This window comes from Kitasatospora sp. NPDC086791, from assembly GCF_040685975.1.
In the GTDB taxonomy this organism is placed as follows: Bacteria; Actinomycetota; Actinomycetes; order Streptomycetales; family Streptomycetaceae; genus Kitasatospora.
On the sequence record NZ_JBFBOC010000005.1, the window covers coordinates 92,014 to 110,817 of the forward strand.

The 18,804-nt window shown below is 73.6% G+C and carries 19 protein-coding genes; 15 read left to right on the forward strand and 4 right to left on the reverse strand.

Annotation, left to right across the window (positions count from 1 at the left end):
• Positions 1–82 precede the first annotated feature (82 nt).
• Positions 83–589 carry a tRNA (adenosine(37)-N6)-threonylcarbamoyltransferase complex ATPase subunit type 1 TsaE gene (tsaE, locus tag AB0Q99_RS10760; protein WP_363570195.1) on the forward strand — a complete coding sequence of 169 codons (507 nt, stop codon included), beginning with the start codon at positions 83–85 and terminating at the stop codon, positions 587–589.
• Positions 590–699: 110 nt separating this feature from the next.
• A complete protein-coding gene (locus AB0Q99_RS10765; RefSeq protein WP_360254696.1) occupies positions 700–894 on the forward strand; it encodes a hypothetical protein in 195 nt (64 codons plus the stop codon).
• Between the two features lie 7 nt (positions 895–901).
• Here AB0Q99_RS10765 and AB0Q99_RS10770 read toward each other — a convergent pair whose 3' ends face one another.
• A complete protein-coding gene (locus tag AB0Q99_RS10770; RefSeq protein ID WP_363570446.1) occupies positions 902–1,480 on the reverse strand; it encodes a hypothetical protein in 579 nt (192 codons plus the stop codon).
• A 160-nt stretch (positions 1,481–1,640) separates the two neighbouring features.
• Here AB0Q99_RS10770 and tsaB point away from each other — a divergent pair, with 160 nt between their 5' ends.
• Genes tsaB through AB0Q99_RS10795 form a run of 5 tightly spaced genes read left to right on the forward strand, consistent with a single transcriptional unit; the run spans position 1,641 to position 5,196 of the window.
• Positions 1,641–2,315 carry a tRNA (adenosine(37)-N6)-threonylcarbamoyltransferase complex dimerization subunit type 1 TsaB gene (gene tsaB / locus AB0Q99_RS10775; protein WP_363570197.1) on the forward strand — a complete coding sequence of 225 codons (675 nt, stop codon included), beginning with the start codon at positions 1,641–1,643 and terminating at the stop codon, positions 2,313–2,315.
• A 23-nt stretch (positions 2,316–2,338) separates the two neighbouring features.
• The gene (gene rimI, locus AB0Q99_RS10780) at positions 2,339–2,827 is read left to right on the forward strand and encodes a ribosomal protein S18-alanine N-acetyltransferase (RefSeq protein WP_363570448.1); all 489 of its coding nucleotides are present in this window, start codon (positions 2,339–2,341) and stop codon (positions 2,825–2,827) included.
• Positions 2,820–3,926, forward strand: a complete 1,107-nt coding sequence (gene tsaD / locus AB0Q99_RS10785) for a tRNA (adenosine(37)-N6)-threonylcarbamoyltransferase complex transferase subunit TsaD (protein ID WP_363570199.1) — start codon at positions 2,820–2,822, stop codon at positions 3,924–3,926. Before rimI ends, tsaD begins: the two co-directional genes overlap by 8 nt.
• On the forward strand, positions 3,923–4,210 hold the full coding sequence (locus AB0Q99_RS10790; RefSeq protein ID WP_363570201.1) for a hypothetical protein: 288 nt from the start codon (positions 3,923–3,925) through the stop codon (positions 4,208–4,210). Before tsaD ends, AB0Q99_RS10790 begins: the two co-directional genes overlap by 4 nt.
• A 44-nt stretch (positions 4,211–4,254) precedes the next feature.
• Positions 4,255–5,196 (forward strand): polysaccharide deacetylase family protein, encoded by a 942-nt coding sequence (locus AB0Q99_RS10795; protein ID WP_363570203.1) that lies wholly within the window; start codon positions 4,255–4,257, stop codon positions 5,194–5,196.
• Between the two features lie 96 nt (positions 5,197–5,292).
• Here AB0Q99_RS10795 and AB0Q99_RS10800 read toward each other — a convergent pair whose 3' ends face one another.
• A complete protein-coding gene (locus AB0Q99_RS10800; RefSeq protein ID WP_363570205.1) occupies positions 5,293–6,468 on the reverse strand; it encodes a class I SAM-dependent methyltransferase in 1,176 nt (391 codons plus the stop codon).
• Between the two features lie 305 nt (positions 6,469–6,773).
• Between AB0Q99_RS10800 and groES the strand changes: the two genes are divergently transcribed.
• From groES to AB0Q99_RS10815, 3 genes are all read left to right on the forward strand, one after another.
• Positions 6,774–7,079 carry a co-chaperone GroES gene (groES, locus tag AB0Q99_RS10805; RefSeq protein ID WP_014136232.1) on the forward strand — a complete coding sequence of 102 codons (306 nt, stop codon included), beginning with the start codon at positions 6,774–6,776 and terminating at the stop codon, positions 7,077–7,079.
• Positions 7,080–7,195: 116 nt separating this feature from the next.
• A complete protein-coding gene (groL, locus tag AB0Q99_RS10810; protein ID WP_363570207.1) occupies positions 7,196–8,821 on the forward strand; it encodes a chaperonin GroEL in 1,626 nt (541 codons plus the stop codon).
• Positions 8,822–8,972: 151 nt separating this feature from the next.
• A complete protein-coding gene (locus tag AB0Q99_RS10815) occupies positions 8,973–9,983 on the forward strand; it encodes a LysR substrate-binding domain-containing protein (RefSeq protein WP_363570209.1) in 1,011 nt (336 codons plus the stop codon).
• 131 nt (positions 9,984–10,114) lie between these two features.
• On the opposite strand, the gene AB0Q99_RS10820 is transcribed toward AB0Q99_RS10815, so the two are convergent.
• Positions 10,115–10,441 (reverse strand): WhiB family transcriptional regulator, encoded by a 327-nt coding sequence (locus tag AB0Q99_RS10820; protein ID WP_030055868.1) that lies wholly within the window; start codon positions 10,439–10,441, stop codon positions 10,115–10,117.
• Positions 10,442–11,002: 561 nt separating this feature from the next.
• Here AB0Q99_RS10820 and AB0Q99_RS10825 point away from each other — a divergent pair.
• From AB0Q99_RS10825 to AB0Q99_RS10840, 4 genes are all read left to right on the forward strand, one after another.
• The gene (locus tag AB0Q99_RS10825; protein WP_014136228.1) at positions 11,003–11,614 is read left to right on the forward strand and encodes a response regulator transcription factor; all 612 of its coding nucleotides are present in this window, start codon (positions 11,003–11,005) and stop codon (positions 11,612–11,614) included.
• A gap of 527 nt (positions 11,615–12,141) precedes the next feature.
• Positions 12,142–12,702, forward strand: coding sequence for an RNA polymerase sigma factor ShbA (shbA, locus tag AB0Q99_RS10830; RefSeq protein WP_350511509.1), 561 nt, complete (start codon positions 12,142–12,144; stop codon positions 12,700–12,702).
• Between the two features lie 297 nt (positions 12,703–12,999).
• Positions 13,000–14,502: an IMP dehydrogenase gene (gene guaB / locus AB0Q99_RS10835; RefSeq protein ID WP_363570211.1), complete on the forward strand. Its 1,503-nt coding sequence runs from the start codon at positions 13,000–13,002 to the stop codon at positions 14,500–14,502.
• A gap of 173 nt (positions 14,503–14,675) precedes the next feature.
• Positions 14,676–15,803 carry a GuaB3 family IMP dehydrogenase-related protein gene (locus tag AB0Q99_RS10840; protein WP_363570213.1) on the forward strand — a complete coding sequence of 376 codons (1,128 nt, stop codon included), beginning with the start codon at positions 14,676–14,678 and terminating at the stop codon, positions 15,801–15,803.
• 82 nt (positions 15,804–15,885) lie between these two features.
• On the opposite strand, the gene AB0Q99_RS10845 is transcribed toward AB0Q99_RS10840, so the two are convergent.
• Positions 15,886–16,494 (reverse strand): hypothetical protein, encoded by a 609-nt coding sequence (locus AB0Q99_RS10845; protein ID WP_363570215.1) that lies wholly within the window; start codon positions 16,492–16,494, stop codon positions 15,886–15,888.
• A 252-nt stretch (positions 16,495–16,746) separates the two neighbouring features.
• Here AB0Q99_RS10845 and AB0Q99_RS10850 point away from each other — a divergent pair, with 252 nt between their 5' ends.
• Complete coding sequence (locus AB0Q99_RS10850; protein ID WP_363570217.1) at positions 16,747–18,798, forward strand: protein kinase; 2,052 nt, start codon at positions 16,747–16,749, stop codon at positions 18,796–18,798.
• The last annotated feature ends 6 nt before the right edge of the window (positions 18,799–18,804 follow it).

Here is an 18,804-nt window from a genome sequence, read left to right on the forward strand (position 1 = left end):
ATCCGGGGGCGGCGATGTGGCACGGTAGCGGTGGCGGCCGGTGGTCGGCGCGCCGGTACGGACCGAAGGGCAAGACACGCGCATGGGCTCGCACGCCACTCTCACCGTCCCCACCCCGGAGCGGATGGGCCAGCTCGGCCGGGAACTGGCCGCGCTGCTGCGCCCCGGGGACCTGGTGCTGCTCTCCGGCGAGCTGGGGGCCGGGAAGACCACGCTGACCCGGGGCCTGGGGGAGGGGCTGCAGGTCCGCGGGGCGGTGACCTCGCCGACCTTCGTGATCGCCCGGGTGCACCCCTCGCTGGTCGGCGGCCCGGCCCTGGTGCACGTGGACGCGTACCGGCTGGGCGGGGACCTGGACGAGATGGAGGACCTCGACCTGGACGTCTCGCTGCCGGAGTCGGTGGTCGTGGTCGAGTGGGGCGAGGGCAAGGTCGAGCGGCTGTCCGAGGACCGGCTGGAGGTCCGGATCGAACGCGCCCTGGGCGACACCGCCGACGGGGACGACCAGGACCCGCGCCGGGTGCTGCTTACCGGCATCGGCCCGCGCTGGGCGGACGTGTCGCTGGCGGAGCCGGCCGGGCAGGAGTAGCGGCGGGTCGCGACGACTTGCCGACAGGCTGTCGGCAAGATGTTGCGGGCGGGGTGCCGGGCGTGGTGGGATGGGTGCTGCGGTTAGGTCTGCCTAACTAGGGAGGCGCCATGTCGAGCACCACCCCCGCCCCGGAGCGCGCCGCCCGCGCCGCCGGGGCCGGAGAGCCCGCCCGTCGCGCTCCGGGCGAGCCGATGAGGGCACTGCTGGCCGCCTGCGCGGCCGCCGAGGCGGTGTCCACCCCGCCCGGGCCGGAACCGAGGCAGGCCGAAGAGCCCGGGACGAGGACGCCCCGGGCCGCGTGAGCCCGCCTCAGGCGACCACGACCACCTTGGTGTCCTTGGGCGCGAAGTCCCAGAGCAGCTGCCCCTCGGCCCGGCCGCTGCGCAGGCCGCCGGTCTTGGCCTTCGGGTCGGCGGTCGCGGTCGGGGCCTGGGTCGTGCCGTCCATCGCCGCGCTGAAGCCGAACACCACGCCGTTCTGCTGCGCGAAGCGCACCACGTGCTCGATCTGCCGGCCGTCCGTCCCGGTGCCGGTCGCGGCGCGGCTGTACACCGCGTAGCTGCCCGGGACCGGCTCGACCGTGCCCGGGGCGACCGGGAAGGCCGCCGCGACCTGCGGGGTCTTCTTCGGGTCGACCAGCCAGACGTAGTGGCTGCTCACCGAGTAGACCACCCGCGTGCCGGTGCCCGAGGTGGCCGGCAGCGGCGGGGCGGTCGGGGTGGGCGCGGCGCTCGGCGCCGCCGCGGTGGCCGTGCCGACCGTCGTGGTGGTGGCGACGGGCTTGGCGCCACCGGCCCGGTCCTGGGCGCCGTTGGCCTGGAAGGCCAGCAGGCTCACCATCGCCAGGGCCCCCAGGGTCAGCCCCGTGACCACCACTCCAGGACCCATCTTCGCCACGTGCCGCTCCCGCTGCCGTCCCTTTACGTATGTCGTACCGCCTTATCGTGCCAGGTCCGTCCGTCCGGGGCGCAGCGCGTCGGATGTGTGTTCCCGGTGGGCACATCCGGCCGATCAGTCGGTCGGTCCGGCGTCGGTCTAACCTTGACCCGTGCTGCTGCTCGCGTTCGACACCGCTACCCCCGCCGTCACCGCCGCCGTCCACGACGGCACCGCCGTCCTGGCCGAGACCCACCAGGTCGACGCCCGGCGCCACGGCGAACTCCTGCTGCCCGCGATCGACGAGGTGCTGCGGGCGGCCGGGGTGGACAAGCACCGGCTGACCGGCATCGCGGTCGGCGTCGGCCCGGGCCCGTACACCGGCCTGCGGGTCGGTCTGGTCACCGCCGCCGCGCTCGGCCACGCCCTCGGGCTGCCGGTGCACGGCGTCTGCACCCTGGACGCGATCGCCTTCCAGGCCCGCGCCGAGGGCCTGACCGGCGAGCCGTTCACGGTGGCCACCGACGCGCGCCGCAAGGAGGTCTACTGGGCCTCCTACGACGCCGAGGGCCGCCGCACCGAGGGCCCCGGCGTGGACCGCCCGGCCGAGCTGACCCCGCGGCCGCGCTCGGTCGGCGCCGGCGCGCTGCTCTACCCCGAGGCCTTCCCGGGCGCGCACGGCCCCGCGCACGTGTCGGCCGGCGCCCTGGCCGGCTTCGCCGCCGCCGAGCTGGCCGCCGGGCGGGAGCTGCTGCCGAACGTCCCGTTGTACCTGCGGCGGCCGGACGCCCAGGTGCCGGCCGGCTACAAGACCGTTCTGGGGGGCAAGGCGGTGCTCCCGGCGTGAACCACGGCACCACCCTGCGCCCGATGCGCTGGTGGGACATCGCGCCGGTGATGGAGCTGGAGCAGCGGCTCTTCCCCGAGGACGCCTGGTCCACCGGGATGTTCTGGTCCGAACTGGCCGAGGCCCACTCCGGCGGCACCCGCCACTACACCGTCGCCACCACCGCCGACGGCGCGGTCGTCGGCTACGCCGGGCTGATGGCGATCGCCGGCGAGGGCGACGTCCAGACCATCGCCGTCGACGACCGCCACCAGGGCGCCGGCCTCGGCACGGCGCTGCTCACCGACCTGATCCGGGAGTCCGCCCGGCGCGGCTGCGTCGAACTGCTGCTGGAGGTGCGGGTGGACAACCCGCGCGCCCAGCGGCTGTACGAGCGCCACGGCTTCGAACCGGTGGGCATCCGGCGCGGCTACTACCAGCCCGCCAACGTCGACGCGCTGGTGATGCGCCTCGGCCACCCCAGCACTGACAGCACCGACCCGAAGGACATTGAGGACACCCCCCATGGCTGACGAACCGCTCGTCCTCGGCATCGAGACCTCCTGCGACGAGACCGGCGTCGGCATCGTGCGCGGCACCACGCTGCTGGCCGACGCGGTCGCCTCCAGCGTCAACGACCACGCCCGGTTCGGCGGCGTCGTCCCGGAGATCGCCAGCCGCGCCCACCTGGAGGCGATGGTCCCGACTATCCAGCGCGCCCTGGACACCGCAGGGGTCAAGGCGAGCGACCTGGACGGCATCGCGGTCACCGCGGGCCCCGGCCTGGCCGGCGCGCTGCTGGTCGGCGTCAGCGCCGCCAAGGCGTACGCCTGGGCGCTGGACAAGCCGCTGTACGGGGTCAACCACCTCGCCTCGCACATCTGCGTCGACCAGCTGGAGCACGGCCGGCTGCCCTCGCCGACGATGGCCCTGCTGGTCTCCGGCGGGCACTCCTCGCTGCTGCTCAGCGAGGACATCACCACCGACGTGCGCCCGCTCGGCGCGACCATCGACGACGCGGCCGGCGAGGCCTTCGACAAGGTCGCCCGGGTGCTCGGCCTGGGCTTCCCCGGCGGCCCGGTGGTCGACCGGACGGCCCGCGAGGGCGACCCGAAGGCGATCGCCTTCCCGCGCGGCCTGAGCGGCCGGAACGACCCCGAGTACGACTTCTCCTTCTCCGGCCTGAAGACCGCCGTCGCCCGCTGGGTGGAGGCCAAGCGCCGGGCCGGCGAGGAGGTGCCGATCGCCGACGTCGCGGCGTCCTTCCAGGAGGCGGTCACCGACGTGCTCACCCGCAAGGCCGTCAAGGCGTGCAGGGCCAACGGCGTCGACCACCTGATGATCGGCGGCGGCGTCGCGGCCAACTCCCGGCTGCGCGAGATGGCCCAGCAGCGCTGCGACCGGGCCGGCATCCGGTTGCGGGTGCCCCGGCCGGGGCTGTGCACCGACAACGGCGCGATGGTCGCGGCGCTGGGCGCCGAGATGGTCTGGCGCGACCGCGCGCCGTCCGCCTTCGACCTGTCCGCCGACTCCTCGCTGCCGGTGACCGACGTCCACGTCCCGGCCGCCGGCAGCGCGCACGGGGACGTCCACGGCCAGGCCTACCACGCCCTCGGCGGCGGTGCCGAATGACCGTCGCCGCGATGTGGGAGGCCCGGGCGGCGGACGGTCGCGGGGCCGAACTCGCCGCCTGGGTGAGGGAATCGGCGCTGCCCGCGCTGCGCGGGTCGGCCGGGCTGGAGCGCCTCGAACTGTTCTCCGCCCCGGGCGCGGGGGACGCTCCGGCCGACGGCCGGGGGAGGGTGCTGCTGATCGCCTGGTGGAGCGGCGAACCGGTGCCGGTCGCCGACCCGCCGGCCGAGCTGCTCGGCCGCCCGGTGCACCGCTGGTCCTTCACCAGCGACCACGTGGAATAGTCCCTCGCCGGGAACCGCCGCCCCGGCCGCTACCGTGCATAGCTGTGAGAACGCTGGACGGGAACCGGGAGCGCGGTGCGGTGAGCAGGGACGGTCGGAGCAGGACCAGGACGTACGCGGTGGGGGCGCTGGCCCTGCTGGCCTTCGCCACCGCGTGCGGCGACAACGGCGGAGGCGGCCCCGCTCCGGCCGCCACGGCGGCGTCGGCCGCGTCCCAGCCGGCCGGGGCCGCCCCGACCGGCACGGCGGGCACCCCGGGGGCCGGCACCCCGACGGGGGCCGGCACGGCGGCCTGGGCGAAGTGGAACCTCACCCCGCTCGCGCCCGCCCCGGCACCGCCCGCCGACAAGCCCGTCAAGCTCGAACGGACCGGCCCGGTACCGGTGTTCAGCGATGTGAAGACGACCGACAAGGTGGTCTTCATCACCATCGACGACGGCGCCGAGAAGGACCCGAAGTTCGTCGAGATGCTGACCGACCTCAAGGTGCCGATCTCGATGTTCCTGACCAAGGACATCGTCAAGAACGACTACGGCTACTTCAAGCCGCTCCAGGCGCTGGGCAACCACATCCAGAACCACACCGTGGACCACCCGGTGATGAGCAAGATCCCGCCTGACAAGCAGAAGTCCGAGGTCTGCGACGACCAGGCCGCGCTCACCCAGCAGTACGGCACCGCCCCGCTGCTCTTCCGCCCGCCGTTCGGCGACGGCGCCAACACCCCGACGCTCAACACCGCGGTGCAGGAGTGCGGGCCGCGGGCGATCGTGCTCTGGCGCGAGTCGATGCAGATCCACGACATGCAGTACCAGGCGGGGGACAAGAAGCTGAAGCCCGGCGACATCATCCTGGCGCACTTCCGCGGCCCCAAGGAGCTCAAGGGCGCCACGATGACCCAGATGTTCGGCGACCTGCTGGCCCGGATCCAGGAGCAGGGCTTCTCGGTGGCCCGGCTGGAGGACTACATCCAGGCCCCCGCCTCCTGACGGTGCCCCGCCTCCTGACGGTGCCCCGCCTCCTGACGGTGCCCCGCCTCCTGACGGTGCCCCGCCTCCTGACGGCGCCTCGGTCCGCGGCCGCGGCTAGGAGGCCCGGACCGGCTGCCCCAGCATCATCAGCGGGCCGTGGTCGGTGCGGCTGAGGATCACCGTGACGGTGTTCGGCCCGGAGGGCTTGAGCTGACGGCGCAGCTCCTCCGGGGTGATCGCCATCCCGCGCTTCTTGATCACCACCGTGCCGACCGCGCGCTCGCGCAGCAGTGCCTTCAGCTTCTTGATGTGGAAGGGCAGCACGTCGGTGAGCTCGAAGGCGTGCGCGTACGGGGTGGCGACCAGCGCGTCCGAGGTCAGGTACGCGATCTTCGGGTCGATCAGCCGGCCGCCGACCTGCTCGGCCACCTCGGCCACCAGGTGGGCCCGGATCACCGCGCCGTCCGGCTCGTACAGGTAGCGCCCGACCGGGCCGGCCGGCGGGTCGGGCAGGTCGCCGCCGGTCAGGCTGGCGCCCTGCGGCAGCAGCGTGGCGCGGTGCGGGCGGGTGGCCCCGGTGCCGAACCAGAGCACCGCCTCCTTGACGTCGCCGTGGTCCGAGACCCACTCGGCCTCGGCGTCCGCCGGGACGGCCTCGTGCGGAATGCCCGGGGCGACCTTCAGCGCCCCGATCGGGGTCCGCCGGCCGGCCTCGACCGCCCAGGACAGCGGCGGGGCGTACGCCTCGGGGTCGAACACCCGGCCGCGCGAGGTCCGTCGGGCCGGGTCGGTGAACACCGCGTCGTAGCCGGTGACGTCCACCTCGGCGACGTCCGCGCAGCGCACCTCGACCAGTCCGGCCAGGCCCAGCGCGGCGGCGTTCGCGGCGGTGGCGGCGCAGGCCGCCGGGTCCTTGTCGACGGCCAGTACCTCGATGCCCGCCCGGGCCAGCGCCAGCACGTCCCCGCCGATGCCGCAGCACAGGTCCGCCAGCCGCCGCACGCCCAGCTCGGCGAACCGCCGCGCCCGCCACTCGGCCACGCTGCGCCGGGTGGACTGCTCGACGCCGTTGGGCGTGAAGTACATCAGGTCGGCGTCCGCCCCGAACTTCGCCCGCGCCCGCTGCCGCAGCCGCGCCTGCCCGAAGGCCGCCGACACCAGCTCCGCCGGGTGCTCCCGCCGCAGGCGGGTGGCCAGCGCCAGCTCCTCCTCGGGGGTGAACTCGCGCAGCTCGGCGAGCAGGGCCTGGCCCTCGGGCGTCAGCAGGGGCTGGAGGTTCTCGGTGTCCACGAGGTCATTCTCGCGGGTCGGCGGCCGGGGCGGCCCGCCACGGCCCGGCCCAGCGGCGGGCGGGGCGCCGCCGCGGTCGAACGGGGCGCACACGTGTACGGATCCTGATCCGTCGTTGGGGACTTCCGGGGCGCGTCGTTGGCACTCTGGTTGACTGAGTGCTAACACGGCCCTATGGTCGTCCTTGGCACTCCCCACCGGGGGAGTGCTAACGCGAAGACGCGTGTCTGACCCCCGCGACGGCAGACCCGCAGGCTCGCCCTACCCGTTAGAAAACCCCGTAATCTCCGAAGGGGAGCTCGGACGTGACCACCAGCAGCAAGGTTGCCATCAAGCCGCTCGAGGACCGCATCGTGGTCCAGCCGCTCGACGCCGAGACCACCACGGCCTCCGGCCTGGTTATCCCGGACACCGCCAAGGAGAAGCCCCAGGAGGGCGTCGTCCTGGCCGTCGGCCCGGGCCGCTTCGAGGACGGCCAGCGTCTGCCGCTCGACGTCGCCGTCGGTGACATCGTCCTGTACTCGAAGTACGGCGGCACCGAGGTGAAGTACCAGGGCGAGGAGTACCTCGTCCTCTCGGCCCGCGACGTTCTCGCCATCATCGAGAAGTAAGTCGTTCCGACCCGCCCCGGATCCGTGTCCCAAGTGACAGGGGCCCGGGGCGTGGTTGTTGGTTCACGTAGTTCGGCGGCCGGTCGGCCGGCCGCAGCCCCGAGGGAATAGGGAACATGGCGAAGATCCTGCAGTTCGACGAGGACGCCCGCCGCTCGCTGGAGCGCGGTGTCAACAAGCTGGCCGACACCGTCAAGGTGACCATCGGCCCCAAGGGCCGCAACGTCGTCATCGACAAGAAGTTCGGCGCCCCGACCATCACCAACGACGGTGTCACCATCGCCCGTGAGGTCGAGCTGGACGACCCGTACGAGAACCTTGGCGCGCAGCTCGTCAAGGAGGTCGCCACCAAGACCAACGACGTCGCGGGTGACGGCACCACCACCGCCACCGTGCTGGCCCAGGCCCTGGTCAACGAGGGTCTGCGCAACGTCGCCGCCGGTGCCGGCCCGGCCGCCCTGAAGAAGGGCATCGACAAGGCCGTCGCCGCCGTCTCCGAGCACCTGCTGTCCGTGGCCCGCGAGATCGAGGGCAAGGACGACGTCGCCGCCGTCGCGTCCCTCTCCGCCCAGGACACCCAGGTCGGCGAGCTGATCGCCGAGGCGATCGACAAGGTCGGCAAGGACGGCGTCATCACCGTCGAGGAGTCGAACACCTTCGGCGTGGAGCTGGACTTCACCGAGGGCATGCAGTTCGACAAGGGCTACCTGTCGCCGTACTTCGTCACCGACGCGGAGCGGCAGGAGGCGGTCCTGGAGGACCCGTACATCCTGATCAACCAGGGCAAGATCTCCTCCATCCAGGAGCTGCTGCCGCTGCTGGAGAAGATCCTGCAGGGCGGTGCCTCCAAGCCGCTGCTGATCATCGCCGAGGACGTCGACGGCGAGGCGCTGTCGACCCTGGTCGTGAACAAGATCCGCGGCACCTTCAACGCCGTCGCCGTCAAGGCCCCGGGCTTCGGCGACCGCCGCAAGGCGATCCTCGGCGACCTGGCCACCCTGACCGGCGGCACGGTCATCTCCGAGGAGGTCGGCCTCAAGCTCGACCAGGTCGGTCTGGACGTGCTGGGCACCGCCCGCCGTGTGACCATCACCAAGGACGAGACCACCGTCGTCGACGGTGCCGGTGACGCCGAGGCCGTGGCCGGCCGCGTCGCCCAGATCAAGGGCGAGATCGCCGCCACCGACTCCGACTGGGACCGCGAGAAGCTGCAGGAGCGCCTGGCCAAGCTGGCCGGCGGCGTCTGCGTCATCAAGGTCGGCGCCGCCACCGAGGTGGAGCTGAAGGAGCGCAAGCACCGCCTGGAGGACGCCATCTCGGCGACCCGCGCCGCGGTCGAGGAGGGCATCGTCGCCGGCGGCGGCGCCTCCCTGGTCCACGCCGCCAAGGTGCTGGAGGACGGCCTGGGCCTGTCCGGCGACGAGGCGACCGGTGTCGCGGTCGTCCGCAAGGCGCTGCACGAGCCGCTGCGCTGGATCGCCCAGAACGCCGGCCTGGAGGGCTACGTCATCACCTCCAAGGTCTCCGAGCTGGAGATCGGCCAGGGCTACAACGCCGCCACCGGCGAGTACGGCGACCTGGTGAAGGCCGGCGTCATCGACCCGGTCAAGGTCACCCGCTCCGCCCTGGAGAACGCGGCCTCGATCGCCTCCCTGCTGCTCACCACCGAGACCCTCGTGGTGGAGAAGAAGGAGGAGGAGGCCGACAACGGCCACTCCCACGGTCACGGCCACTCGCACTGAGGCCCGAACCACTGACCGGAGGCCCGGTCCGCGCCCCGCGAGGGGACGCGGGCCGGGCCTCCGGCGTCCGCTCCCCTTGCGGTTGCAACTGTCGGGCCTTCAACTATCAGTAGAATTTTGCAGAACGCAAAGATTGCCTTATAACTAAGGCATGATCGAGGCCCGCCACCTGCGCGTCCTGCGTGCCGTCGCCCGCACCGGCTCCTTCTCCGCCGCCGCCCGCGAGCTGGGCTGTACGCAGCCCGCCATCAGCCAGCAGATGAAGGCGCTGGAGAAGTCCGTGGACACCCCGCTGGTGGTCCGCTCGGGCCGCGGGATGCAGCTCAGCGAGGCCGGTCGGGTCCTGCTCAAGCATGCCACCGGGATCCTGGCCGGGCTCTCCGCCGCCGAGGAGGAGGTGGCCGCGATCGCCGGCCTGCGGGCCGGCCGGGTGCGGCTGGTGTCCTTCCCGACCGCGAGCTCCACCCTGGTGCCGCCCGCGGTCGCCCGGCTGCGGGACAGCCATCCGGGAGTGCGCGTGTCGTTGGTCGAGGCGGAGCCGCCGGAGTCGCTGGCGATGCTGCGCGGCGGCGAGTGCGAGATCGCGCTGGCCTTCCGCTACCCGCAGCCCGACGGCACCGCCGCGCTGCCCGCGTCCGCTTCTGCTTCCGCGCACGGCACGCCGCGCGAGGCGCGGGCCGAGGCCAACCTGGAGGCCCAGCAGCTGACCGCCGGGACGGACTGGTCCGATCTGGTGGCCACCCCGCTGCTGGACGACCCGCTGGTGGGCCTGCTGCCGGCCGGGCACCCGCTGGCCGGGCGGGGCGGGGCGGTGGGGCTGGCCGAGCTGGCGGGGGAGCAGTGGATCGCCGGCTGCCCGCAGTGCCGGGGGCACCTGGTGGAGCTCTGCACTGCCGCGGGCTTCGAGCCCCGGATCGACTTCGCGACGGACGACTACCCGGCGGTGGTCGGCCTGGTGGCGGCCGGGCTGGGGGTGGCGGTGCTGCCCCGGCTGGCGCTGCAGTCGGTGCGCCCTGACGGCGTGTCGACGGTGCCGGTGCGGACGGCCTCGGGGGTACCGGCGGTGCGCCAGGTGGTCGCGCTGACCCTGCCGGACCTGGCCGAGGTGCCGGCTGTGGCGCTGATGCTGGAGCGGCTGGCGGGGGCGGCGGCCGCCCGCTGACGCGGCCGGTGGGGCCGGCAGTGCCCGGTGACGGGCTCAGCGGCGGGGCTCGGGGCGGGTCGCGGATCGGGCGCGACCGGGCTGCGGCGCCGCGAAGAAACGTTTCTTCACGGCGCGTCGTGGAGGCGGGTCTAGTGCTGCGCGACCGCCGGCGGGGTCAGCGGGACCTCCACCAGCCGGTGCCGCGAGCGCCCCAGCATCTCCTCGCGCTCGTCCTCGGTCATCCCGCCCCAGACCCCGTACGGCTCGCGGACCGCCAGCGCGTGCGCCGCGCACTCGGCGATCACCGGGCAGCGCATGCAGACCTCCTTGGCGCTGGCCTCGCGCGAACTGCGCGCGGCTCCGCGCTCGCCCTCGGGGTGGAAGAAGAGCGAGCTGTCCACGCCACGGCAGGCTGCGGAGAGCTGCCAGTCCCAGAGGTCCGCGTTGGGACCGGGGAGGCGGGAGAAATCTGCCATGGCTCATTCCCTTCAGAGGCTGTCGGCCGTCGGCCGGGCGTTCGGCGGGCTGCTGCCGAGCGGCACGGCGGGGCTTCGATGCACTGGTGTGGACACCTGGAAATATGACTTAAGGCAACTCCATGGACAAGTCACCCACACACTGGCACAACAGTCAATGACCATACGAAAGCTATAAAAACGGGCAAAGTGGGCAAGGGTCTCCGGCGGGCGCGGGCGTGGCAATCGGGTGGCCGACGGGCGCGCGACGCACCGAATCGGTGTGCGGGTCGTGCGCCCACCGCGCGCGAGCTGCGGAAAAGTGCGGCGTGTGCACCGCGATGCGGCTGATCGGTAATGGGTTGGCCACGTACAGTGGTGGAGATGGCCCTGAAGGCCGTAACTCATTCGAGTGACGGTCGTTGGAAGTGCGGAGGCGGTTGGCGGCCGCCGGACGTCGGGAACGATCGCGGGCAATTGGGGCGATCAGCACGGAGTCCGTCGTCGATCGGCCGTGTCGGAGAGGTTCGTACCAGCCAGGAGGCTCAACGTGACGCGGATCAGCTGCGGAGGACGACGGTCATGACTTCCGTTCTCGTTTGCGACGATTCCCCGCTCGCCCGCGAGGCGCTTCGCCGCGCGGTCGCGACCGTACCCGGGGTGGACCGGGTCACCACCGCGACGAACGGGGAGGAGGTCCTCCGCCGCTGGGTGGCCGACCGCTCCGATCTCGTTCTGATGGACGTCCGGATGCCCGGCCTCGGCGGGGTCGAGACGGTCCGGCGGCTGCTGTCCGCCGACCCGGGCGCGCGGATCATCATGCTCACCGTCGCCGAGGACCTCGACGGGGTCGCGCTCGCGGTGGCCGCGGGCGCCCGCGGGTACCTGCACAAGGACGCCTCGCGCGCCGAACTGCGGGCCACCGTCACCCAGGCCCTCGCCGACCCGACCTGGCGGCTCGCCCCGCGTCGGCTGCGCAGCCCCGACATGGGGGCCGCGCCGACGCTGACGGCGCGTGAGATCCAGGTGCTGGAGGGCATGAGCCACGGCCGCAGCAACGCCGAGATCGGGCGTGAGCTGTTCCTGTCCGAGGACACCGTCAAGACCCACGCCCGACGGCTGTTCAAGAAGCTCGGGGCCTCGGACCGCGCGCACGCGGTGGCGCTGGGTTTCCGCTGGGGCCTGGTCCGCTGACCACCGGCGGCGCCGCCGGGTGCGGCGCGGCGCCGGTCGTGCCCGGACCGGTCAGTGCACGGGCGTGTGACGTTACGGTCCCGAGGTTGCACCATGGAGGAGTGGAGCACCTCGGGGACCAGCGGACAGGCACTGCGGCGAACCACGCAGCCGCAGGACACTCGGCGGACGGCGCGACGGACGGAACCACCGACGGCGGGGCGGGAGGCGGCACGGTGCAGGAGGGGCCGGTGGTGCGCGGCACGCTCCATGGTGCGGCAGCGCATAACGTTCCGGTGCACAACTCCGGACGCGGTGCCGCGTTTTCCCGTTCGACCAGGCACCATGGACCGATGCGCGACGACGTCGCCGGTGCGGCCGGCCAGGCGGACCCGGTGGAGGCCGAGCCCTCCGGCCCGGGTCACGATCCGTCGTACGCCGATTCAGACGCTCCCGGCGGTTCGGGTGCTCCTGGTCGTTCCGGCGTTCCGGGCGGTTCCGGTGCCGGACCGGGGCGCCCGCCGGTGCTCGGTACGGGCGGCTCGCCGCTGGTGGGCGAGCTGGTCGCGGCCGCGGTGCGCGGCGAGGGCCCGGCGATCGACGCCCTGCTCGCCTACGTCCACCCGCTGGCGCTGCGCTACTGCCGCGCCAAGCTGGTCCGGCTGCCCGGCGGGGCCCGGCACCACGTGGACGACGTCGCCCAGGAGGTCTGCGTCGCGGTGCTCTGCGCGCTGCCCCGGTACAAGGACCAGGGGCGGCCGTTCGAGGCCTTCGTGTACGGGATCGCCGCGCACAAGATCGCCGATCTGCAGCGGGCCGCGATGCGCGGGCCCGGCTCGACCGTCGTCCCGCAGGACGACCTCCCGGAGGTGCCGGACGAGGCGCTCGGCCCGGAGGAGCAGGCGCTGCTGAGCAGCGACGCGGCCTGGGCCAAGGAACTGCTGTCCAACCTGCCGGCCCGTCAGCGCGAGCTGGTACTGCTGCGGGTGGCCGCCGGGCTGTCGGCGGAGGAGACCGGCGAGGTGCTCGGGATGTCGCCGGGCGCTGTCCGGGTGGCCCAGCACCGGGCGCTCAGCCGGTTGCGGGCGCTCGCCGAGGAATCCTCCTGACCTCGCCTGACCTCGCCTGACCACGGCCGTCCCGGTCGGCCGCGCAGCCGCGGCCGGCCGGAATGAGCTGCGGGGCGGGGTTGTTGTCAAGGGCACACGAGGACACATTCGCGGTGCCAGTACCATGGGGTATCGGCGCCTGGGCGGGTTGCCAAAGTTTCACGGGTGCGCGCTGGGTCCCCTTGGAGGATCCTCCCATTGCACCCGGCTTTCGGCGGTCTGCGCGAGTGAGCGATGAATGCGCCCCCACCCTCAGGGCGTGAGCGGATTAGGCCGGCCACGGAAGGTACCCCCCAAATGTCTTACAACGCCGCAGGCGTACCCGAGAAGTTCGCCATGCTCGGGCTCACGTTCGATGACGTCCTGCTGCTGCCCGGGGCCTCCGAGGTGCTGCCGAACGCGGTGGACACCTCTTCGCGGGTCTCCCGGAACGTCCGCGTCAACATCCCGCTGCTCTCCGCCGCGATGGACAAGGTCACCGAGGCCCGGATGGCCATCGCGATGGCGCGCCAGGGTGGCGTCGGCGTGCTGCACCGCAACCTGTCGGTCGAGGACCAGGCCAACCAGGTCGACCTGGTGAAGCGCTCCGAGTCCGGCATGGTCACCGACCCGATCACGGTCGGCCCGGGCACCACGCTGGCCGAGGCCGACGCGCTGTGCGCCAAGTTCCGCATCTCCGGCGTCCCGATCGCCGACGAGGCCGGCAAGCTGCTCGGCATCGTCACCAACCGCGACATGGCCTTCGAGTCGGACCGCAGCCGCCAGGTCCGCGAGATCATGACGCCGATGCCGCTGATCACCGGCAAGGTCGGCATCTCCGGCGTCGACGCGATGGCGCTGCTCCGCCGCCACAAGATCGAGAAGCTGCCGCTGGTCGACGACGAGGGCCGGATCAAGGGCCTGATCACCGTCAAGGACTTCGTCAAGGCCGAGCAGTACCCGAACGCCGCCAAGGACGCCGAGGGCCGTCTGCTGGTCGGCGCCGCCGTCGGTGCCAGCGCCGAGGCGTTCGACCGGGCCCAGGCCCTGGTCGAGGCCGGCGCGGACTTCCTGGTGGTCGACACCTCGCACGGCCACAGCCACAACGCGCTGGCCTGGATCGCGAAGATCAAGTCGGCCGTCGGCATCGACGTGGTCGGCGGCAACGTCGCCACCCGGGACGGCGCCCAGGCGCTGATCGACGCCGGCGTGGACGGCGTCAAGGTCGGCGTCGGCCCCGGCTCGATCTGCACCACCCGCGTGGTCGCCGGCATCGGCGTCCCGCAGATCACCGCCATCTACGAGGCCGCCCAGGCCTGCCAGGCGGCCGGCGTGCCGGTCATCGGCGACGGCGGCCTGCAGTACTCGGGCGACATCGGCAAGGCGCTGGCCGCCGGTGCCGACACCGTGATGCTCGGCTCGCTGCTGGCCGGCTGCGAGGAGTCCCCGGGCGAGCTGCTGTTCATCAACGGCAAGCAGTTCAAGTCCTACCGCGGCATGGGCTCGCTGGGCGCCATGCAGTCCCGCGGCCAGGGCCGCTCGTACTCCAAGGACCGTTACTTCCAGGCCGAGGTGGCCTCGGACGACAAGCTCGTCCCCGAGGGCATCGAGGGCCAGGTGCAGTACCGCGGCCCGCTGTCGGCCGTGCTGCACCAGCTGATCGGCGGCCTGCGCCAGACCATGGGCTACGTCGGCGCCGCCACCATCGCCGAGATGGAGAGCAAGGGCCGCTTCGTCCGGATCACCTCGGCGGGCCTCAAGGAGAGCCACCCGCACGACATCCAGATGACCGTCGAGGCGCCGAACTACTCGGCCCGCTGACCGGCCCGCCCGGCTCGGACCACCGAGGGGCCCGTCCGCCGCACCGCGGTGGCGGGCCCCTCGCCGCGTCCGGGGTGCGGGCCGTCGGGGCGGTGGCGCCCTCCGTACGGGATACTGGGGTGCGGCCGGGGTGACCCGGCGGGCACAGCAACAAAGCAGCAGAAGGGCTCGAAGTGACTGAGATCGAGATCGGGCGAGGCAAGCGCGGCCGCAGGGCGTACGCGTTCGACGACATCGCCGTCGTCCCCAGCCGCCGTACCCGGGACCCGAAGGAGGTCTCGATCGCCTGGCAGATCGACGCCTACCGCTTCGAGCTGCCGTTCCTGGCCGCCCCCATGGACAGCGTGGTCTCGCCGCAGCAGGCCATCGCCATCGGCCGCCTCGGCGGCCTGGGCGTGCTGAACCTGGAGGGCCTCTGGACCCGCTACGAGGACCCGCAGCCGCTGCTGGACGAGATCGCCGGGATCACCGACGAGGCCGTCGCGACCCGTCGGCTGCAGGAGATCTACGCCGCGCCCATCCGCGCCGAGCTGATCAAGCAGCGGATCCAGGAGGTCCGTGACTCCGGCGTGGTCACCGCCGCCGCGCTCTCGCCGCAGCGCACCGCCGAGTTCTCCAAGGCCGTCGTGGACGCCGGCGTCGACGTCTTCGTCATCCGCGGCACCACCGTGTCGGCCGAGCACGTCTCCAGCGCCGCCGAGCCGCTCAACCTGAAGCAGTTCATCTACGAGCTGGACGTCCCGGTGATCGTCGGCGGCTGCGCCACGTACACCGCGGCCCTGCACCTGATGCGGACCGGCGCGGCCGGCGTGCTGGTCGGCTTCGGCGGCGGCGCCGCCCACACCACCCGCAACGTGCTCGGCATCCAGGTGCCGATGGCCACCGCCGTCGCCGACGTCGCGGCCGCCCGCCGCGACTACATGGACGAGTCCGGCGGCCGCTACGTGCACGTGATCGCGGACGGCGGCGTCGGCTACAGCGGCGACATCCCGAAGGCCGTCGCCTGCGGCGCCGACGCGGTGATGATCGGTGCCGCGCTGGCCCGCGCCACCGACGCCCCGGGCAAGGGCTTCCACTGGGGCATGGAGGCCGTCCACGAGGAGCTGCCGCGCGGCAAGCGGGTGAACCTCGGCGCGGTCGGCACCACCGAGGAGATCCTGACCGGTCCGTCGCACACCCCGGACGGCACCATGAACCTGTTCGGTGCGCTGCGCCGCGCGATGGCCACCACGGGCTACACCGAGCTCAAGGAGTTCCAGCGGGTCGAGGTGACGGTCAACCCGGCGCTCGACCACCGCTGAGCCGTGCGCTGACGAAGGCCCTCGCCGGGTGGCGGGGGCCTTCGGGCTGTCCGGGGGCGTTCGGGCGCGCCGCCCGCGGGGGTCAACCGCGGTCGGCGGTGCGGCGGGTGAGCAGGAAGCCGCCGATCAGGGCGATGGCGTAGAAGGCGGCGTCGAGCGGGCGGAGGTCGCCGCGCCAGCTGGTCAGGGTGTCGTGGAGGAGGCCGCCGGGGCCGGGGCCGTCGGCGTGCACCCGGCGCAGGTGTTCGGTCAGCTGGCCGAGGAGGAGCGCGCCGGCCGCGAAGAGGGCGCCGAGCGGCGGGAGCAGCCGGTTCCGGCCACCGAGCAGGCCGAGCGGGAGGGCGACCAGGCCGGCCTGGGCGATGGCCAGCCAGCCGAGGCTGTCGGCGGCGCGCAGCGGGGCGCAGCCGTAGGCGAGGCCGCCGAGCAGCATGGCGAGGACGGCGAGGGCGACGGCCGGGCCGGTGCGGCGGCGGGGGGTGACGCGGCGGCGGGAGGTCCGGGGGGAGGTCGGGGTGGCCAGGGGGGTGGGGCCGAGGGGTTCGACGGGTTCGTAGCCCTGTACCGGGGCGCCGGGCATGCCGGGCACCACGTAGCCCTCGGGGGAGGCGGGTGCCGGTGCGACCGAGTAGTGCGGGGCGGTGCGCGGCCGGGCCGATGGGCCGTCAGTGCCCGGTGCGGGTGCGGTCATGGGCGTCGAATCCCCCCGGAAAAGACGATCAGCTGCCGAACGGTAGCAGTGATGCGGGCGGATCTTGGCGAGTTTTCGATCACAGATCGGGCACGGAGCGCCGCTCCCGTTCCGGTTCGTCCCAGCTTGGGACGGGGGGCGGGTGGTCGCGGGCCCCCGGGACAGGGGATGATGGAGGCTTGGGCGTTCGGGCCCGGCCGGTCCGACACGCCGTCACCACGACCGCCAGCAGCACATGGGGGAACGTTCCGAATGACCCAGGCGCAGGGTTCCACCGGCCGCCTCCTGGCCGGCCGCTACCGCCTGAACGGCGTGCTCGGACGCGGCGGCATGGGCACCGTCTGGCGCGCCGAGGACGAGATGCTGGGCCGGACCGTCGCGGTCAAGGAACTGCGGATGAACGCCAGCGTCGAGGAGGAGGAGAAGCACCGGCTGATCGTCCGGACGCTGCGCGAGGCCAAGGCGACCGCGCGGATCCGGCACAATTCGGCGGTCACCGTCTTCGACGTGGTCGACGAGGACGACCGGCCGTGGATCGTCATGGAGCTGGTCGAGTCCCGCTCGCTGGCCGACGTCATCCGCGAGGACGGGCCGCTCTCGCCCGGCCGGGCCGCCGAGATCGCGCTCGACGTGCTGGGCGTGCTGATCGCCGCGCACGCGCTGGGCATCCTGCACCGGGACGTCAAGCCGTCCAACGTGCTGATCGGCGAGGACGGCCGGGTCGTGCTGACCGACTTCGGCATCGCCAGCGTGGAGGGCGACGCCTCGGTCACCTCCACCGGCATGCTGGTCGGCGCGCCCTCGTACATATCCCCGGAGCGGGCCCGCGGGCAGAAGCCCGGGCCGCCGGCCGACCTGTGGTCGCTCGGCGGCACGCTGTACGCGATGGTCGAGGGCCGGCCGCCGTACGACCGGGGCTCGGCCCTGGCCACGCTGACCGCGGTGATGACCGAGGACCTGGCCACGCCGGCGAACGCCGGGGCGCTGGGGCCGGTGATCGAGGGGCTGCTGGAGAAGGACCCGGCCGAGCGGCTGGACGCCTCGCAGACCCGGTCGATGCTCAAGCGGGTGGTCGCGGAGGCGACCGTGAAGGCCGAGTCGACCACCGAGTACGCGATGCCGGTGGAGCGGCCGGCCGCGGCGCCCGCGGCGCCCGCGGAGTCGACGTCCGGGTCGGAGCCGAAGCCGGGGGCCGCGTCGCCGTCGGTGCCGGACCCGGAGCCGGGGGCCGAGCCGCAGGCGGCGCCGCAGCCGGAGCCGAAGCCCGGGCCGGAGCAGCCCGGGACGGGCCGGAAGCTGACCGTGGGCGGCCTGCTGGGGACGGTCCGGGTGGGCAGCCGGGCCCGGGACGAGGTGCCGCCCGCAGCGGCCGTGGCCGAGCCCGCCGCCCCGGTGGGCGAGCCGGGGGCCGATCCGATCCGGCCGGTGACCAGCGAGTGGACGATGGGCGCGACGCAGGCCGCCGGGGCCGACCCGCGCACCGGCCGGCGGCGGCTGGCCATCGCCACCGTGGTCGTGGTGCTGCTGCTGATCGCGGGCGTGGTCGCGGTGGTCCAGGCCCTGGGCGGGGACGGCGACGCGAACGGCGCCTCCACCCGCGGCGGCGGGCAGAGCGCGGGTGCCACCTCGCCGGTGGCGACGAGCACGGACGCCACGGCGGGTCAGAGCGCGGCGCCGTCGGCGGCCGAGCCCGCGCCCGCACCGGCGGCCACCGGGACGCCGGGCGCCGAGGCCACCGCGCCCGCGGCGTCCGCGGCCTCGGTGCCCGCGCCCGCGCAGCCCGCGGCCACCACGCCGGCGGCTCCCGCGCAGTCCCCGGCCCCCGTCCAGACCCCGGCGCAGCCGGTGCCGGGCGGTGCGGTGCCGGCCGGGTACCACGAGTACAAGGACCCGAGCGGTTTCTCGGTCGTCCTGCCGGACTGGCTGCAGCCGGCCGGGTCCGACGCCAACCGACGGATCTTCAAGAACGCGGCGGACGGCAGCCAGTTGCGGATCGAGTGGACGACCTCGCCGGGTGACAGCGCGGTCGCCGACTGGCAGGCCTCCGAGCCCAACGTGCGCGGCCAGGTCACCAACTACCAGCGGCTGAACCTGTCGGCGATCAGCTACCGGCAGTGGACCAACGCGGCGGACTGGGAGTGGACCAACGGCACGCCCAAGACGCACTCGCTCAACCGCGGCTTCGTGACCGGGACTCCGGCCAAGTACGGCTACTCGATCTACTGGATCGTCCCGGACGCGCAGTGGGCCGCGCAGGCCCCGGTCCGGGACGTCGTCTTCGCCACTTTCCAGCCCGCGCCGTAACCGCGG

Coding starts and splice junctions, on each gene's coding strand:
- AB0Q99_RS10845 (WP_363570215.1), bottom strand. CDS start 16,494: ATGACCGCACCCGCACCGGGCACTGACGGCCCATCGGCCCGGCCGCGC.
- tsaE (WP_363570195.1), top strand. CDS start 83: ATGGGCTCGCACGCCACTCTCACCGTCCCCACCCCGGAGCGGATGGGC.
- AB0Q99_RS10850 (WP_363570217.1), top strand. CDS start 16,747: ATGACCCAGGCGCAGGGTTCCACCGGCCGCCTCCTGGCCGGCCGCTAC.
- AB0Q99_RS10770 (WP_363570446.1), bottom strand. CDS start 1,480: ATGGGTCCTGGAGTGGTGGTCACGGGGCTGACCCTGGGGGCCCTGGCG.
- AB0Q99_RS10820 (WP_030055868.1), bottom strand. CDS start 10,441: ATGGCAGATTTCTCCCGCCTCCCCGGTCCCAACGCGGACCTCTGGGAC.
- AB0Q99_RS10815 (WP_363570209.1), top strand. CDS start 8,973: ATGATCGAGGCCCGCCACCTGCGCGTCCTGCGTGCCGTCGCCCGCACC.
- AB0Q99_RS10765 (WP_360254696.1), top strand. CDS start 700: ATGTCGAGCACCACCCCCGCCCCGGAGCGCGCCGCCCGCGCCGCCGGG.
- AB0Q99_RS10825 (WP_014136228.1), top strand. CDS start 11,003: ATGACTTCCGTTCTCGTTTGCGACGATTCCCCGCTCGCCCGCGAGGCG.
- guaB (WP_363570211.1), top strand. CDS start 13,000: ATGTCTTACAACGCCGCAGGCGTACCCGAGAAGTTCGCCATGCTCGGG.
- AB0Q99_RS10790 (WP_363570201.1), top strand. CDS start 3,923: ATGACCGTCGCCGCGATGTGGGAGGCCCGGGCGGCGGACGGTCGCGGG.
- tsaD (WP_363570199.1), top strand. CDS start 2,820: ATGGCTGACGAACCGCTCGTCCTCGGCATCGAGACCTCCTGCGACGAG.
- groL (WP_363570207.1), top strand. CDS start 7,196: ATGGCGAAGATCCTGCAGTTCGACGAGGACGCCCGCCGCTCGCTGGAG.
- rimI (WP_363570448.1), top strand. CDS start 2,339: ATGCGCTGGTGGGACATCGCGCCGGTGATGGAGCTGGAGCAGCGGCTC.